General features: G+C 32.3%; 17 protein-coding genes and 1 pseudogene. 10 read left to right on the top strand and 8 right to left on the bottom strand.

What is annotated here, in order from left to right; all coding sequences use genetic code 11:
• Both Q8S45_RS12505 and Q8S45_RS12500 read left to right on the top strand, forming a co-directional pair.
• Positions 1-125 (top strand): annotated as a pseudogene (locus Q8S45_RS12505) (IS982 family transposase); the annotation flags it as partial.
• A 58-nt stretch (positions 126-183) separates the two neighbouring features.
• Positions 184-576 (top strand): hypothetical protein, encoded by a 393-nt coding sequence (locus Q8S45_RS12500; protein ID WP_305605392.1) that lies wholly within the window; start codon positions 184-186, stop codon positions 574-576.
• Here the strand turns inward: Q8S45_RS12500 and rnhA are convergent.
• Together rnhA and purN are read right to left on the bottom strand one after the other, a co-directional pair.
• Complete coding sequence (rnhA, locus tag Q8S45_RS12495) at positions 565-1,050, bottom strand: ribonuclease HI (protein WP_305605389.1); 486 nt, start codon at positions 1,048-1,050, stop codon at positions 565-567. The genes Q8S45_RS12500 and rnhA overlap by 12 nt on opposite strands.
• Positions 1,034-1,612: a phosphoribosylglycinamide formyltransferase gene (purN, locus tag Q8S45_RS12490; protein ID WP_305605386.1), complete on the bottom strand. Its 579-nt coding sequence runs from the start codon at positions 1,610-1,612 to the stop codon at positions 1,034-1,036. Before purN ends, rnhA begins: the two co-directional genes overlap by 17 nt.
• A 172-nt stretch (positions 1,613-1,784) precedes the next feature.
• Here purN and Q8S45_RS12485 point away from each other — a divergent pair, with 172 nt between their 5' ends.
• The 5 genes from Q8S45_RS12485 (at position 1,785) to pyk (ending at position 6,011) form a co-directional block, all read left to right on the top strand.
• Positions 1,785-2,021: an acyl carrier protein gene (locus tag Q8S45_RS12485; RefSeq protein ID WP_134248150.1), complete on the top strand. Its 237-nt coding sequence runs from the start codon at positions 1,785-1,787 to the stop codon at positions 2,019-2,021.
• A 7-nt stretch (positions 2,022-2,028) separates the two neighbouring features.
• On the top strand, positions 2,029-3,282 hold the full coding sequence (gene fabF / locus Q8S45_RS12480) for a beta-ketoacyl-ACP synthase II (protein WP_305605377.1): 1,254 nt from the start codon (positions 2,029-2,031) through the stop codon (positions 3,280-3,282).
• Between the two features lie 6 nt (positions 3,283-3,288).
• Positions 3,289-4,023, top strand: a complete 735-nt coding sequence (rnc, locus tag Q8S45_RS12475) for a ribonuclease III (protein WP_305605374.1) — start codon at positions 3,289-3,291, stop codon at positions 4,021-4,023.
• Between the two features lie 93 nt (positions 4,024-4,116).
• Entirely contained in the window at positions 4,117-4,569 is a 453-nt protein-coding gene (locus tag Q8S45_RS12470) for an IPExxxVDY family protein (RefSeq protein ID WP_305605372.1), read from the top strand.
• A gap of 2 nt (positions 4,570-4,571) precedes the next feature.
• The gene (gene pyk, locus Q8S45_RS12465) at positions 4,572-6,011 is read left to right on the top strand and encodes a pyruvate kinase (protein WP_305605369.1); all 1,440 of its coding nucleotides are present in this window, start codon (positions 4,572-4,574) and stop codon (positions 6,009-6,011) included.
• 425 nt (positions 6,012-6,436) lie between these two features.
• Here pyk and Q8S45_RS12460 read toward each other — a convergent pair whose 3' ends face one another.
• Together Q8S45_RS12460 and Q8S45_RS12455 are read right to left on the bottom strand one after the other, a co-directional pair.
• Positions 6,437-7,528, bottom strand: a complete 1,092-nt coding sequence (locus tag Q8S45_RS12460) for a DUF2891 domain-containing protein (protein ID WP_305605367.1) — start codon at positions 7,526-7,528, stop codon at positions 6,437-6,439.
• Between the two features lie 2 nt (positions 7,529-7,530).
• A complete protein-coding gene (locus tag Q8S45_RS12455) occupies positions 7,531-9,846 on the bottom strand; it encodes a M28 family peptidase (protein ID WP_305605364.1) in 2,316 nt (771 codons plus the stop codon).
• A gap of 531 nt (positions 9,847-10,377) precedes the next feature.
• Between Q8S45_RS12455 and Q8S45_RS12450 the strand changes: the two genes are divergently transcribed.
• Entirely contained in the window at positions 10,378-11,793 is a 1,416-nt protein-coding gene (locus Q8S45_RS12450) for an alkaline phosphatase (protein ID WP_305605361.1), read from the top strand.
• A 225-nt stretch (positions 11,794-12,018) separates the two neighbouring features.
• On the opposite strand, the gene Q8S45_RS12445 is transcribed toward Q8S45_RS12450, so the two are convergent.
• The 4 genes from Q8S45_RS12445 to Q8S45_RS12430 all read right to left on the bottom strand — a co-directional run bounded on the left by Q8S45_RS12445 (position 12,019) and on the right by Q8S45_RS12430 (position 13,683).
• Positions 12,019-12,435, bottom strand: coding sequence for a PIN domain-containing protein (locus Q8S45_RS12445; protein ID WP_305605358.1), 417 nt, complete (start codon positions 12,433-12,435; stop codon positions 12,019-12,021).
• The gene (locus Q8S45_RS12440; RefSeq protein WP_305605355.1) at positions 12,432-12,683 is read right to left on the bottom strand and encodes a DUF6364 family protein; all 252 of its coding nucleotides are present in this window, start codon (positions 12,681-12,683) and stop codon (positions 12,432-12,434) included. Before Q8S45_RS12440 ends, Q8S45_RS12445 begins: the two co-directional genes overlap by 4 nt.
• Before the next feature lie 68 nt (positions 12,684-12,751).
• On the bottom strand, positions 12,752-13,099 hold the full coding sequence (locus Q8S45_RS12435; protein ID WP_305605352.1) for a hypothetical protein: 348 nt from the start codon (positions 13,097-13,099) through the stop codon (positions 12,752-12,754).
• Between the two features lie 5 nt (positions 13,100-13,104).
• Positions 13,105-13,683, bottom strand: a complete 579-nt coding sequence (locus tag Q8S45_RS12430) for an HNH endonuclease (RefSeq protein ID WP_305605349.1) — start codon at positions 13,681-13,683, stop codon at positions 13,105-13,107.
• Between the two features lie 175 nt (positions 13,684-13,858).
• Between Q8S45_RS12430 and Q8S45_RS12425 the strand changes: the two genes are divergently transcribed.
• Together Q8S45_RS12425 and Q8S45_RS12420 are read left to right on the top strand one after the other, a co-directional pair.
• Positions 13,859-14,194 (top strand): single-stranded DNA-binding protein, encoded by a 336-nt coding sequence (locus tag Q8S45_RS12425; protein ID WP_305605346.1) that lies wholly within the window; start codon positions 13,859-13,861, stop codon positions 14,192-14,194.
• A gap of 725 nt (positions 14,195-14,919) precedes the next feature.
• Positions 14,920-17,499 (top strand): hypothetical protein, encoded by a 2,580-nt coding sequence (locus tag Q8S45_RS12420; protein ID WP_305605343.1) that lies wholly within the window; start codon positions 14,920-14,922, stop codon positions 17,497-17,499.
• Positions 17,500-17,533 lie beyond the last annotated feature (34 nt).

Below are 17,533 nucleotides of genomic sequence, written 5' to 3'. Positions count from 1 at the left end.
CTAAATCTTTTCAAGGTTTTAAAACAAGAATTTTAGCAAAAATAACAGCTTTAACATTGGTTCAATACATCAATAAATTTATATTTGACAGACCAATAAATAATATTAAAACGCAAATAATTTAATTACACCCAACGGGTTTATATATAATAATGTCTTATGAAACTCTTTATGCTCACGTTCATGATACTAATAACTTTATCTAATTCTTGCCAAAGTCAAGATAAAACTGAACCAATTGTTCTCAGTTATTCGGCTCAAACAAGAGGTTTTCAGTTAGGAATTCAATTAGAAAATAATGCATTGGAAGTTTTAAAAAATAATGAAACTAAAAACGTTGAATTAACAAACAATCAATTTGCTGAAATTATTGATTTAGTTTCAAAAATTGATTTCAATACTATAAAAAGCAATCTTTCAATAGAAGATTTGGCCGTCGATAAAGCAATTAAAGGAGAATTTTCAATTAGATTCAAAAACAAAGATTATACTTTTGATTTTGACCATAACAATGCTCCAAAAAGCATTTATAATTTGTTACAAACCTTACAAAATTTTACGCTATTAGAAAAGTAAGTCTTTGGAGTTGTTATAGCCCAAATCTTCCTTTAAATTTTCGCGTTTGGCTGCTGCAACAGCCAACACATCGCATCGCTCATTTTGAGGATGCTCGTTATGCCCTTTTATCCAATTAAATTTTGTGTTTTTAGGATTGTATATTTTTAAAAAACGCTTCCATAAATCAGGATTTTTTACATCCTTAAACCGTTTTTTTTGCCAACTATTCAGCCATTTTTTTTCAACAGCATCTACCACATATTTAGAATCGGAGAAAACGGTGACTTCAACTTCATCGGTTTTCATTTTTTCCAAAGCAACAATTACGGCCAATAATTCCATCCTGTTATTGGTTGTTTTTAAAAATCCTTCCGAAAATTCTTTTCTGTATGGTTTCCCTACCCATTCCATAACAATACCATAACCACCCTGACCAGGATTGCCACTACAAGCACCATCTGTATAAATATGAACTTTATCCTTTTCTTTCATTTTCTAAAATAACTTTTTCAATAATTTTTGAAAAATATTTATGTTCTAATTTATGTATTTTTTGAGCCACATCTTCTGCCGTATCAGTACGCAAAACCTCAATACTTTTTTGAAAAATTATAGCACCTTCATCATAATTTTCATTTACATAATGAATTGTAATCCCAGATTCCTTTTCTTTATTTTCAATAACTGCTTTGTGAACATTCATTCCGTACATTCCTTTTCCTCCATATTTTGGAAGTAATGCTGGATGAATATTAATAATTTTATTTGGAAATGCTTCAATAATGTTGGCAGGTATTTTCCATAAAAACCCAGCTAATATAATATAGTCTGCATTTTCTTTTAAATACGCCGAAATTTCGCTTTGGTTTTCAAAATTTACCCTATTAAAACTAAAATTATGGACCTTAAACCTAGTTGCGCGGTCTAAAACTTTGGCATCGATCTTGTTAGAAAGAACGCACACAACAGAAATTGAATTGCTGCCTTTAAAATACTCCATTATATTTTCTGCATTAGTTCCAGAGCCTGACGCCAGTATTGCTATACGTATCATTCTAATTTAATGTTGTTGCACAAATAAACAAAATATTCACGCTTATTTGGGTAAAATGAAAAACTTTATTTAACTTTAAAAGTTATAAAAAGTCTTTTTTGAAAGTATTAAATCACAATTTCAATAAAGTTTTATATTTTTGCCGAGTAATTAAATTTAAAATTAAAAAATTATGTCAGACATTGCATCAAGAGTAAAAGCTATCATCGTTGATAAATTAGGAGTTGACGAAAATGAAGTAACAATCGAAGCAAGCTTCACTAATGATTTAGGAGCAGATTCACTTGATACCGTAGAATTAATCATGGAATTCGAAAAAGAGTTCGATATTCAAATTCCAGACGATCAAGCTGAAAACATTGGTACTGTAGGTCAAGCTATTAGTTATATAGAAGACGCAAAAAAGTAATCCTCATATGGAAATAAAACGAGTTGTTGTAACTGGACTTGGAGCATTAACACCTATTGGTAACAATTTAGAAAGTTTCTGGAACGGCCTCATTAACGGAGTTAGTGGGGCAGCTCCAATAACCTATTTTGATGCATCTAAGTTCAAAACTCGTTTTGCCTGTGAACTAAAAAACTTCGATGTCAATGAATTTATTGACAGAAAAGAAGCTCGAAAAATGGATAGATTCACTCAGTACGCAATGGTTGCGACTGATGAAGCCATTTTAGATTCAAACATTGATTTAGAAAAAATTGATAAAGACAGAGTTGGTGTAATTTGGGGTGCTGGTATTGGCGGTTTAGAAACTTTTCAAAATGAAGTTTTGAATTTTGCTGCTGGTGATGGTTCACCTCGTTTTAACCCTTTCTTTATCCCTAAAATGATTGCAGATATTGCCCCAGGGCAAATTTCAATCAAATACGGCTTTAGAGGCCCAAACTTTGCAACTGTTTCTGCTTGCGCATCTTCTTCAAATGCTATTATTGACGCCTTAAACTATATTCGTTTAGGATATGCAGATGTTATGGTGGCAGGTGGTTCTGAAGCTACTATCACAATTTCTGGAATAGGAGGTTTCAATGCCTTACAAGCACTTTCTACCCGAAATGATGATCCTAAAACAGCATCCAGACCTTTTGATAAGGACCGTGACGGTTTTGTTTCTGGCGAAGGAGCTGGCACACTTATTTTGGAAGAATATGAACATGCAAAAGCTAGAGGAGCAAAGATTTATGCTGAAGTAGCTGGTGGAGGTCTATCTGCAGATGCTTATCATATTACAGCACCACATCCAGATGGATTAGGAGCAAGAAATGTAATGCTAAACTGTTTAAAAGATGCTGGTTTAAAACCAGAAGATGTAGATGCTATAAACATGCACGGAACGTCAACTCCATTAGGTGACATTGCTGAATCTAAAGCAATTTTAGATGTTTTTGGGGCACATGCTTATAAGCTTAACCTCAATTCAACAAAATCTATGACTGGTCATTTATTGGGTGCCGCTGGGGCTGTTGAAGCTATTGCTTCAATTTTAGCAATAAAACACAGTATGGTTCCTCCTACTATTAACCATTTTACGGATGATGATCTAATAGACAGTAAATTGAACTATACGTTTAACGAGGCTCAAAAAAGAACCATAAATGTTGCCATGAGTAACACCTTTGGTTTTGGTGGTCATAATGCATGTGTACTGTTTAAAAAACTTGATTCATAATACTGAATGAATTTCATTCGAAAAATTTTAGATACTCACTCTAAAGAAAATAAAGAATTACTTAAAGCCTTAAAAAATATTTTGGGTTTTTCTCCCTCCAACATTTATTATTACAAAAAGGCATTTATTCATCGTTCTACTAAAGAAACTGATAAGGAATCTGGCTTGCCAATTAATTATGAACGATTAGAATTTTTAGGAGACGCTATGTTAGGTGGTGTAATTGCATCCTACCTTTTTCAAAAAATTCCTTACGGTGATGAAGGTTACTTAACTCAAATGCGATCTAAAATTGTTAGTAGAGAGCATTTAAACCAAGTAGGAAAAGACTTGCAATTATTACAATTTGTGCAAAGTAATGTTATTAAATCAAAATTTGGTGATGATATAAATGGGAATATCTTAGAAGCCTTAATTGGAGCTGTTTATTTAGATAGAAATTATAACTATTGCGAAAAATTTATTTACAGACGAATTATTCTTCCATATGCCGATGTTGCTAAATTGGAAGGAAAAATAACCAGTTACAAAAGTTTATTTATTGAATGGTGTCAAAAAGAAAAGCACGACTTTTTGTATGAAGTTTATGAAGATACTGGAAACGACCCCGTAAAACATTTTAGTGTTAAGTTGTATTTGAATAACGAAATTTTATCCAAAGGAAGAGCTACATCAAAAAAGAAAGCTGAAGAAATAGCTTCAAAAAGAGCCTATTTTGCGAAACAACATAAAATAATTTAGGTACTTTTACGCGAATACGATTTCGTAAAAATATTATTTATTGTTACCAAACAACCTTATTTTTGCTGAACCTATTAAGATTATCCTATGCAAATGCTAACTTTAGACTTAGAGGTCGATTATTCACTAATTGGAATACACTGCGCCGAAGAAGATTATCGGTTGGCCTATTTTATTAATAAATATTTGAAGTTTAATTTAAAAAAACATGAGTACAGCTTAGATTTTAAAAACTCTGAAGCTGCGTATCCTTTGTTTGAATATAAAGATGAACCTCATTTTACTAATTACTATTTAATAAACAATAAATTTGTGCACCATACAAATAATCAAATACAACCTGGATTATTTGATAACCAAATTTCTACTGTTTCTTATTTAATTCCTGAAAAAAAGAAAATTGATTTTTTTTTAAAAATTGAAGGTTGTTCTGATTTCGAAGATATTCAAAACATCATTTTAAAATTAAATGCAATAAAACACATCATTACTTCTTATAGTATTGATCCTTACTCACTAAAATCGAAAGATCACCTAATATTTTAATTATGGCTGAAAACATTAAACGAACAAAAATTGTTGCAACCCTTGGGCCTGCATGTAGCACAAAGGAAATTATTGAAGATATGATGACCTTTGGAGTCAATGTTTTTAGAGTAAATTTTTCACATGCCGACTATGAAGATGTTGCAGAAAAAATAAAAATAATAAGAGAAATAAATGTACGTCTTGATTACAACGTTGCCATTTTAGCAGATTTACAAGGACCTAAATTACGTGTTGGTAAAATGGGAGAACATGGCGTTGAACTTCACCATGGAGCTGTTTTTACTTTTACAACTGTAAAATGTGAAGGAAATCAAGAAAAAGCATTCATGACCTATAAAAAATTTCCAAAAGATGTACAGGTTGGAGAGCATATTTTAGTAGATGATGGCAAACTTTTATTCGAAGTAACAGGTACTGATAGGGATAAAAACGTGGTAACAAAAGTGCTAAGAGGCGGAACTTTAAAATCTAAAAAAGGAGTTAATTTACCTAATACAAAAATATCTCTTCCTGCGCTTACCAAAAAAGACATTGAAGATACCCTTTTTGCAATAAAAATGCAAGTCGATTGGATTGCACTTTCTTTTGTTAGAACTCCTGAAGATTTAATGAAATTACAAAAAATTATAAAAACTAATTCGCCACATAAAATTCCTATCATAGCTAAAATTGAAAAACCAGAAGCTGTTGAAAACATAGAAAAAATAATGCCATATTGCGATGGATTAATGGTTGCAAGAGGAGATTTAGGCGTAGAAGTACCTATGGAAAAAGTGCCGTTAATTCAAAAACGCCTCGTCTCTATTGCTAAAAAAACACATAAACCAGTAATTATTGCTACCCAAATGATGGAAACAATGATTACATCCGAAGTTCCAACAAGAGCTGAGGTAAACGATGTTGCTAACTCCATAATGGATGGTGCAGATGCTGTTATGCTATCTGGTGAAACTTCTGTAGGAGAATTCCCGATTGAGGTAATTAAACAAATAAGACGCATTATTGAAAGTGTTGAGAATTCACCATTAATTTCGGTTCCAAATGACCCAATGTTCGAATCAAATGAACGATATATTAGTAACACTATTTGTCATCAGGCAGCCATAGTGGCAACTAATATTAACGCTTCAGTTATTACAACATTAACAAATTCTGGTTATACAGCTTTTCAAATTTCGTCTTGGAGACCGAAATCGAACATCCTTGTGTTTTCTTCAAACAGAAAAATACTAGCAATGTTAAATTTACTTTGGGGAGTTAAAGGAGTGTTTTACAATCGTTTTGTAAGTACCGACCAAACTATTGAAGATATCAATAATTTAGCACATCAAAAAGGATATTTATACGAAGGTGGCTATGCAGTAAACATTACTTCCATGCCAGTTAAAGAACGAGGAATGGCTAACACTTTACGAATTACTCAATACCATAAAAATTAACTAATTGTAATTAATGGTTTCAATTGTTTTAGGTGTTTCATTCATTATTTAAGTTGTACTTAATCAGTTAAATTAACAGAACCTTTGTGTTTAAACAAGTTTAACTTATTTAACGTGAGTTCGATATAAGTAAGAATAATACCATCTGAATATTAGTTATTTATATTATTTTGAAGGAGAACGACTGTGACAATCTGTTTATGGATAGTCAGATTGCCACATTTTACTTAAAAAAAGTAAAATTCGCAATGATGACAAGGTCATGGGTTTGTTTTTCAATGGTTCCTTTGTCATGCCGAGTGGTCGAGGCTTCTCACAGTTGATAAACGTAATGTGATTCCTCCTTTGGTCGGAATGACACTATTTTTAAACTCCTAATTATTAGTGGTGTGCGATTATTGTTATATCGAACTCACGTTATTTAATTATTTCGCTTTAAGTATCGCATACAACCCAAAAGAAGCCAGCCAATGGGCGCCGGCATATTCGCCAGAATCCATTTTAGAATAACTATACTGAAAATGTTTGTTTGCCAAATCTAGCATTTTTTCATTATCTAAAGCCTTTCCTATTTCATACAAACACCACGCTCTGCTGTAATTTAAGCCATCTAAATGAGCTAATTTACCATCCGATCTATCAGATACTTCGGCAACTTCCAAAAACTGACTTGGATTTTCCCTAAAACCTGGTAAAAATTTATCTAACCAAACTATAAACTCTTTTTGTGGAAGTACTTTTAACATCAACGATGCTTCTTGCAAACAAGGGGATAAAAAATCGAATCCACTCGGTTCCCAAGTTAACGGACACCCTTGGTCATTTAAATAATATTCCGTTGCTTTTGCAATAATTACCCTTTCTAATTCAGGAGAATATTTTTTGGCATAATCTAAAGCAAAAGACAATCCGAAAGCTGTATTTGTATGTTCTCCAACTCGAATTGGATATATTAATTTTGGTAAAAAAGCGATGTATTTCTGTTCAATTAACTGAACCAATGGCTCTAAATTAGTATACATTTCATTTGCTTCAGGACTATCCCAATCTCTCAGGGTTTCCGCAACTTTCAATAACCAAGCCCAACCATAAGTTCGTTCAAAATTTTTATTATGAACATCGTCGAAAAAAGCAACTTCTTTCGCTATGTTTTCAGCTGTTAAATTGTTTTTTAATTTCAACATAACAGTTGCTCTGTGCTCAAAATCTGGCATTTCTTTTAAAATGTTTAAAAGGGTCCAATGCCCATGAACGGAAGAGTGCCAATCAAAACAACCATAAAAAGCAGGATGCAATTCAGAAGGTTCTTTCAAATACGAACCGTCTCCTAGTACTTGTTCTAATTTATTTGGATATTCTTGTTCTATACACTCAAAAGCAAAATGGTATAAAAAAGCAGCACTTTTTTGATCTAATACTGGTTTTTTGTATACAACTTCTTCTACTTTAATTATTTTTCGACAAGAAGTTAAAGCAACTAAAAGAATTAATGCAAAAAGAAAATTATTTTTAATCATACTTAAAATTTTATATTGGTTTTTATAACTGTCGCATCATTTAATACAAATGGCATTGGCATCATAATTTCCGATCTAGGGGTAATTTTAAAAGCTGGATTAGAAAATAAATCAAATTTAGCTTCCAAAATATCTAAATCAAATTTTTGATTAGCATCAACCATAAACTCTAAATCAATAATTTCCGTAGGACTTGTTAAATAATAGCTCATAACAGAACCTTTCTCAATTGAAAATACATATTTATAATCTTCTTCAGATTTTTTTATGCTTTCTTCATTCACCTTAAATTGTAAAAATTCAATTGGAATATTTGTAATAAGTTCAACTTTATTGGCAGCTCTTAAAGAAATAATGCTCAAACATATTTTTCTTGAATTATTAACTATGGTATCCAACTCAATTGTAATTCTAGGTTTTTCCAAGTTTTTTATTGCTGTTTGTAAATGCCACTGAATTCTAGTTTGGTATTTACTTTTAGTGGTGTTTGCATCATAACTTCCCGCAACTGGGTTTTCACCTAAAAATTGTTTGGTAAAATCATCTGTTGTTAAATTATAACTTGCCCAAAACGCTTCATTCTTGTTTGCATCTAACACATACAAAATACTGTTCGGTTGTTTTTGATTTATGGTATATGAAGATTCCAAATGTGCTTTTGTAAGAAATCCTACACCAATTAGTAAGAAAAGAACAGCCAGTTTTTTAAGGTTCATTTTTTGATAAAAAACAGGAAGTAAAAACCCAACTAACAAAACCACAAAAAAGGCACTAATTGCGACCATTTTTAATCCTAAACCCACTGGAAATAACACCACCATTGGAGCAAAAATTAGAATAACAGGAATTGATAAAAATGAGAAAAGTAACCGATTGTGTTTTTTGTTTGAAAAAAATAAAATGATAATGATGCTTAATAAAATCAGTACGGGAACAATAAAAAATGCGGCTCCTGGCAAATAAAAAACAACCAGCCCATTAATTAAAATCCACAAAATTAAAGGTGCAATACTTAAATCTTGACTGGAATACTTTTTTAAATAGGTTGCATAAAACCAACCACAGAGAGAGATTGTTAAAAAAACAACAGCTGCAATATAATAATATCCGTTATAGGTAAAACCGTGTAAAATACCTTGGTATTGTGGATACAGTTTAAGTAAAAGTTTCCAACCAAAAAATGTGATTATTATCGATAAAATCAATGCTCCCAATAATGGAACAAAACCATTTAAGACTCCTTTTAGTGTAAGCTTTTTATATTTAAAACCAATGGTTATGGTAACAAAAACTAAAAATAAAACTAAGATAAACATAGGTAAAATCCACGAAAAGGGATAAAAAACCATTCCTATAAACGGGAAATTGAAATACACATAATCTTCCTGCGATTTTAATGACGTTAGGTCGCTATTGGCAAAATAATTTAAACTTGCTATTAAATAGGACGCTTGATGATTAAAAGAATCCATATTCATTCGTTCAAATGAATCTTGAACAGTATGATAATCGAAATGATCTCCAATAAATGCAAAATTAAATCCGTCTATATCACCATCTTCTCTAAAAACTGTTAAATCGGTATCATTTGGTAGCATTTTATAAATGCTATACATTAATGAATTTCCAACAGGATAAGGTGTATTGGCATTTTGAAAAGCTTCAATCAATTTTTTATTTCCTCCATTAGTTTCCAAAAGCATATAACTGGGGCCGCCACTTCCTCTGGCCTCAAAATTTAAAACAAGTCCAATGTTTTTAGCCCAAGGATGGTGATTTACAAAGGCATTAGCTCCTAAAAGTCCTAATTCTTCTGCATCTGTAATACAAATTATAATATCATTTTTAGGTGTCGAATTCTTTTCAACAAAAGCCCTAACTCCTTCTAAAATAACAGCCACTCCACTTGCCGCATCACTTGCCCCGAGAGATGAATGAGGATTTGAGTCATAATGAGATAATAAAAGCAATGCTTTTCCTTCAACATTTCCTTTTATTTTGGCAACAATATTTTTTGTTTTTGTAGCTGCTCTCCACTTTTTATTAATTGCAACTTGTTCTTGAATTTCAACTTCTAATCCTAATTTTTCTAATTGATCCACAATATAATTAATCACTTGTTCGTGATTGTTTGTTCCAGGATAATGAGGTTCTTTACTCATTTCCTTTACGTGAACCAATGCGTTTTTTGTTGAAAATTGACTCGAGTCAGTTGTTTCTTTTAGTTCCCCAGAAGGCAAAAGCGAATAAAAACTGTAAAAAATCGTACCCACAATTAGTAGAAATGAAATAATAGGAAAGTGCTTTTGGTAGTTCATTTTAATACATTTGAGATGTTTAAAATTAGTTAAATTTTTAATAATTATAACCCGTTGGGCGCAATTATTAAAAACGTCTGTTCGAGTGTTTTTTGTGCAGTAAAACGAAACAGGGCTGAGCGTTTAAAAAATGTTCAGTGAACATTTTTAGTGAAAGAGCCAGTTAGCGCGATGGCGATGTATCGAGAACCGTTTTTAACTATCATTTTTCTGTTCTCGATACAATTTTCTATCGAAAATCACTCGAAGTGACGAAAAATCATCGTTAAAATTAATTGCACCCAACGCGTTAATTATAACAACTTGTTATTTTGTTTAATTACACCAATAACTCACACCAAAATAATTACTACATTATACCCACATTTCTCTATATTTGGAAATTATTTTTAACCCGTTGGGCGCAATTATTAAAAACGTCTGTTCGAGTGTTTTTTGTGCAGTAAAACGAAACGAAAATCACTCGAACAGACGAAAAATCATCGTTAAAAATTAATTGAACACAACGCGTTATTTTTTTAAATATACATTATGGATAGAAGAAAGTTTTTTAAAAATGGTTCTTTATTTGCTTTAGGAACTTCATTAATTAGCCCGTTTGATCTGAGCGCAACTAGCTTAGAACGTGACACAATAAAGAATAATAAAAAAGCTAAAAATATTATTATTTTAATTAGTGATGGAATGAGCTCTGGAACATTAAACATGGCCGACTTATATTTATCTAGAAAAACTGGAGTAGGGAGTAATTGGATTAGCCTATATAAAAACAATAAAATTAGTCGTGCTTTAATGGATATGGCTTCAGCTAGTTCTATTGTTACCGACTCTGCAGCTGCAAGTTCGTCTTGGGGTGGTGGATTTAGAGTTAATAATGGAGCATTAAATGTTGGCGTAAATGGCGAAACTTATGTGCCTATTTGGCAAAAATTTAAAAAAGCAGGTAAAATGGCTGGTTGCGTTACAACAGTGCCTATTACTCACGCAACGCCAGCAGGTTTTTGTGTTAATAGCAAATCTAGAAATTCTCAAGAAGATATTGCCGAAATATATTTAGAACTTGGTTTTGATGTAATGATGGGCGGTGGAAATAATTATTTTGCATCAGAATTCAGAAAAGATAAACGCGACCTATATGAAGAATTTTCCAACAAAGGATATCAGGTTATAAAATCACGAGATGAATTGATGATGACAGATTCTAATAAGCCAATTCTTGGTGTTTTTTATAACGATGGCCTTCCGTATTCAATTGATAGAAGAAATGATCAAGAACTGCTAAAAAAAATACCAACTTTGGGTGAAATGACTCAAAAAGCCATTGATCAAATGAAAAATAATTCCAAAGGTTTTGTGCTACAAGTTGAAGCTGGAAAAGTGGATTGGGCAGCTCACGGCAATGATATTGCGGGGTTGCTTTACGATCAAATAGCATTTGATGAAGCTGTAAAAGTAGCAATTGATTTTGCTGAAAAAGACAAAGAAACTTTAGTTATTATTACCACCGACCACGGAAACGCAAATCCGGGAATTATTTATGGGAAAAACGCCGATAATCATTTTGATACCATTCAAAATTATAAACACACCAACGAATGGATTTTAAACGGATTAGATAGAGAAACCACCATTTCGCAAGTAAAAGAACGTATTGAATATGCCAATAATTTTGGAACAACAGATGAAGAAGCAAAATTAATTCTGAGCTATTATACCAATATTAAATCTGAAAACGGTTTGTATAATGCAAGACATTTACCCTTTAAAGAGTTAGCTAAAATTCAAAAGCAACATAATTCTGTTGGTTGGATTAGCATGGATCATTCAGCCGATTATGTAGAATTAGCCATGTTTGGCCCCGGAAGTAATTTATTAAAACCGTTTATTAAAAACACCGATTTACACTACTTTATGCTTGAAGCAGCTGAAGTAGAAAATAAGTTTTAAATTACAACTTCGTATCGATTTACTACATTCTCATTAGCAAAGAAAACGTTAGTACTAGAAGTTTTTCAATACAAATATGGGAAATGACACATAGCGTTTTGCGGTAAGCATAGTAAGGGTTTTGGAGCATCTCACTACAATTTTGGCATGTCGTTTCTTTCTTATTCATAATTCAAATATAGCAGTTTTCCCCTTATTATGTTTACCGCGGGTTAGCAATAGGTCTTATTCAATTGACTTTAAAAATTGTCGAGCAGTCATTACTGGCAATTTAGAATTTTTAAAATCATTTAAATTTCTTGTGATTATAATTTCCTTATTCCCTTCGATTGCTGTAAAATATTGCAGTCCATCTTCAAAGTCTGTAAAAGATTCATCATTTAAGGCAAGTCCCACAACTTTGTCGTCTAATGGCAAAATATCAACAATTAATCTGAGTTTACGTAAAACAGTTTTGGTTTCTTTCGAATTTGTCTGTCTTAGAAGGGTATAGCTAGTATTTGCAATTGTTAGAGAAGATACACTAAGGCTAATAATTTTTCTGTCCGCAAGCGAAAATAGTCCGGCAGCTTCCTCAAAAAACGGTTCTCTTCTTGATAGTAAATCAATTACTATGTTGGTGTCTATAAAAACCTTTTTCATTTATATTTCTCAGTTAAATAATCACCATATTCTTTTTTATAGTCGAAGTCGGAAGGCAATTTTATAACGCCACTTAAACTTTCAACAAATGGAGTAATCGTTATTTGCTTTTCATTGCTTTTTTCGTTGGTCACACTGTCAAGATATGATTCAATCAATTTCGACAAGCTGATTTTATGACTGCGAGCATAAGTCTTTGCTCGTTCTATTACAGTGTCATTTAGCCTTAATGTTAGTTTTGTGTCCATAATAAATATTTTACGTACAAATATATAAATAATGTACGTCAATTGCAAATGTTCTTCAAGTTCAGCAATTATTCCTTTTTTATCAATAGATAAAATTCATTCTCTAAAGCCAAATACCCTTGATCATATACATAAAAATAGGTGTTCCCCGTTTTTGTGGTATATATAGTGGTGTAAAAATTAAAATCGAAATTTCCATCGAGCAATTTAGACCTCGTTACTTTGGTTTTGCCAGTTGTATTTAAATCGGCCAATAACCTGTGATTTTTTCTCAATCGGTTGTTAATGTTTCTAATTAAGTTTTTGCTCTCTGTATTTATTTTATTATTATAAGAATTTCTACAATAATCGGAACAAAACTTTTTATCCACTCGCCCATTAAGTAGCTCGTCGCATTCTAAACATTTTTTTTTCATATAATTTATTTGTCATTTTTTTTTATAGCATCTAATTCTTTTACACTTCCCCAATTTTCACCCGATTTAATTCTATACAATTGCATTTCAGAAATTCCAAATTGCCTCGCAATTATACGCATTCTGGTCCTTCTATTTGGATCATTTATTTTTCGCTTAATTAAGCGTACCCTGTTTTCGGTTAGTTTAGAATAGGTTCTTCTTCCAAGCCTAGTTTTATGCACAGGGTTGTTTTTATAATGAAGATTTAGCTCTTGCCTATTGGCCCATTTTAAATTAGTGGCAACATTATTTACTTTATTATAATCTAAATGCAACACAAATTGTTGATCTTCTCGTTTTTCAACAAACAGCAAAGCAATAACTCTATGTACATAGCAAGAAGAAGATTTGTACTTTCCTTTTAATTTTACCCCAAAAGAATCGTACCCAGTTACTAAAGACGATTTTGATAATTTCCATTCCTCTTCATACACTTTTTTCTTTTTTATTCGTCCGTAATTAGAAGCCATATATTCATCATCTTCATGCCAATTTTCTTTGGAATACGGTTTCCAAACTTCATTTCTAAATTCATTAATCATAATAGTTGTAGTTAATAGTGTCAAATGTACATTAAATTTTATCCGTTTACAACCGACTACAACCATTTACATACGAAAGTAAATAGCTTACAACCGAATAACATAATTTTACTTTCTAATATTTGCACTGTTGAATTGAACGAATGATATTCAACTTTAAATAATACCTTATCTTATGAGTACGTTAAGAAACAAAGTACAGTTAATTGGAAATTTAGGAAACGCACCAGAAATTATAACCTTAGATTCTGGAAAAAAATTAGCAAAATTCTCACTTGCAACCAATGAAGTTTACAAAAACGCCCAAGGCGAAAAAGTAACCGAAACGCAATGGCACAATTTAGTGGCTTGGAACAACACCGCCGAAATAGTAGAAAAGTATGTCGAAAAAGGAAAAGAAATTGCTATTGAAGGCAAATTAACTACCAGAACTTACGACGATAAAGATGGTAACAAACGCTATGTAACCGAAATTGTTGTAACTGAATTATTATTATTGGGAAGCAAATAATTAAAATACCTACTCATCAAAAAAAACAAGAATAGCATTGTAAAACGTTAGTCTTGTTTTTTTATTTAATAGCAGTCAATGATTAAAAAAGTACTATAAACTACCCATTGGGTGCAATTATTAAAAACGTCTGTTCGAGTGTTTTTTGTGCAGTAAAACGAAACAAAATAATGTATCGAGAACCCTTTTTAACTATCATTTTTATGTTCTCGATACATTTTTCTATCGAAAATCACTCGAAGTGACGAAAAATCATCGTTAAAAATTAATTGCACCCAACGCGTTATAAACTACCTCATTTCATAGATAAATTTGCATCAACATAAATTGAGCAAAACGCCCACTTTTTGATTACATTTAAAAAAATACGCATTTTCTATGTATATTTTTATAAAAAAAACGGTCTACAAAGGGCATTTTAAAGGAATTTAGTGTAAATTAACATATATTTCACAATATTTAACATAAATCAATTAATTTTTTTATCTTTATAAAAAAGTTAATTACATCTATTTTAAATCGTTGTTTACTAACTTATTATGCGTGTTAGTTTTTTTAAAAAAGTTTATTTACAATTTCTTAAATAAAAGAAATAGCCTATTTTTATGTACGCTATTGTTGTATAATAAAAATTATATATGTAAATTCGCTTTTAATTGTAATAACACAAGTTTATTAACCTATTTAAATTTTAACAAAGAATATTAATTAAAAAGTAAAGAAAAATGAAACATTTAAAAAAATTGTCGGCAGTTTTTATGTTAACTGCCCTGTTTAGTGTTAGTTTTACCTCTTGTATTGACAATGAAGTCTCTCCATTAGTTGAATCTATCTACGATGCGCAAGCTGATTTGCTTGGAGCTCAAGCTGCTGTTCAAAACGCTGAGGCTACATTAAAAACTGCGCAAGCTGCTGCTGCTCAAGCACAAGCTACCTTATTAACTGCTCAAGCAGGTGCTGCTACTAGTGCTGCACAAGGACAACTAGCTCAAGCTCTTGCTAATGCTGGTTTAACAACTGCTCAAGCTAATCAAGTTATTGCTGCAACTGCTAGCTCAACTGCATTGTCTGCTGCGCAAATTGCTTCTATAACAAGCGCAACTAGCTCAACTGCTGCTGCTGCTGCTGCTGCTCTTGTACGTTATAATAACGACACTGCTAGTACAGAGGCTCAACGTGCGCAAGCAATGTTATTATTAGTTGCTGAAACTAATTTACAAGTTGCTGCTGCTCAAAATGCAATGGCTGTTGCTCAAGCACAGTTTAATTTAACTATGGCTAGTTTAACAGCTCAATTACAAGCTGCTGGAGCTACTTTAGCTACACAGTATGCTAATCAATATTCTTTGAATATGAATGCAGCTAATGATATCTTAGCTGATAGATTAGATGCTCAATCTGATTTAGCAAATGCGCAATTGATGCTGAAAAATGGAACTTCTTGGGCTTATTATTTAGGTCAATTAGCTGGTGATGTAGCAATGTACACTGCTACTAAAACTAATTTAGAAACTGCTATTGCTAATATGACGGCTTATATAGCTAACCCTACAACTCCTGAAGCTATTATTTCTGGCTTAAAAGCTCAAAACCAAATGTATCATGATGCAATGGATGCTAAACAAATTGAAATGCAAGTTCAATGGAATGTATTAATGGCTATCTATGATGAAAATGACGTTAGAGATGAATTTATTGACAGATACGAAGATGCTTTAGATGAATTAAACTATGCTATTTCTGAAAAAGAAGACCGTGAAGCTACTATCGTTGCTAAACAAGCAAGTATCGCTGCTTGGCAACTTCTTATTACTAATTATCCAGCTGCTTTACTTGCAAAACAAACTGATGTTGCTACTAAATTAGGAATTAAAGTTACAGCTACTGCTACACAAGTTGCTGCTGCTGCTGCGCAAGTTATTGCAAACGACAATTGGGCAGACGCTACTGCAGATTTAGCTGCTTTAAATGTTACTCTTGCTCTTTTAGACGCTAGCTATAATGCTCCTGTTACAGGTGCAATTGCTGTTTACGCTGCTGCACAATCTACTTATGACCTTGGTTTACCTGGTGCAACTGCTGCAGTTACTGCTGCAAACGCTGCTTTAGTAGCTGGGAATGCTGCTGTAGGTGCTGCACAAATAGATTATAACGCTAAATTACTTGTTTTTCAAGCAAACCCTGCAGGTTTTGTGTGGAGTGGTGGTGTTAATGGTGCTGTAGGATTACACGCCGATGCTACAACTGCTACTAATTCTTATAGAGAAGTGAACCTTACAGATAATGGTGTATTAGCTTTAAGTTTAAGTCCAGGTTCAGGTACTGATGTGACAGGTACTTACGTTACATATGCTGCTTTCCTAGCTGACGCTACTGCTGGTGGATTAGCTCCTGGAGATTATTACAATGTTGGTGGAGATGATGTTGCTGAGGGAACACATGCTGATAGATTAGCTGCTGCTGTTAATGTTTTAACTGCTGCACAAGCTGCAATTGCTGGTTTAACAACTGATGTAACTAATGCTAATTTAGCACTTACTAACTTTACAGCGATTTGGGTTGCTGCTCAAGATGCATTTTTTGCTCAAAGAGACTTATACAATAATCAAGTAGCTTTAGTTGCTTCTGCTGAAGCTTTGGTAGCTTCTACATTAGCTACATTAACTGCTGCTAATACTGCATTAACTGCTGCTAATACTGCATTGGCTACTGCTACAACAAACCATAATACTGCTGTTGCTGCTTTAGCAACATTTATGGCATTGCCTAATCCAGCTGCTTTAGCAGTTATGATTGCTGATGCTCAAGATGATATTGCTGCTTTAACAATAGAGATTTCTCAAATTCAACCAATTATAGATGCTAAACAAGTTATTGTAGATGCATTAAAAGTTGAATATGACTCTTATATTGCAAATTCTGGAGTATTATCTAGTTTACCTGCAGATTTACATGCACGTATTATTGCTGAATGGCAAGTGTACTGGGTACTAGAACAAGAATTAAATGCTTTAGAAAATGCTCATGACTTAAATGCTGATTTAATTTCTGCTTACGGTTGGTGGTCTGATGATTTAGATGATTTAGCTAATTACTTAGCTGATTTGAAAGAGGACTTAATGTATGCTAATGATGATTTAGCTGCTGCTCAAGCTACATTAGCTCTTGCGCAAGTTGAACAAAATGCTGCTACAGCTTACATTACATATTTACAAAGTGTAATTAATACATTAAATATAAGACATGCAAATGCTCTTGCAATTGCTGCAAAATATCATGCATTAATGGTTGCTGCTTTAGCATAATTAATTCTTTAAGGAAAAACAAAAAGAAGGGTTG

Origin of the sequence: Lutibacter sp. (assembly GCF_030692605.1) — a bacterium.
Lineage (GTDB): Bacteria > Bacteroidota > Bacteroidia > Flavobacteriales > Flavobacteriaceae > Lutibacter.
This window is presented reverse-complemented; position numbering and strand designations above follow the sequence as displayed.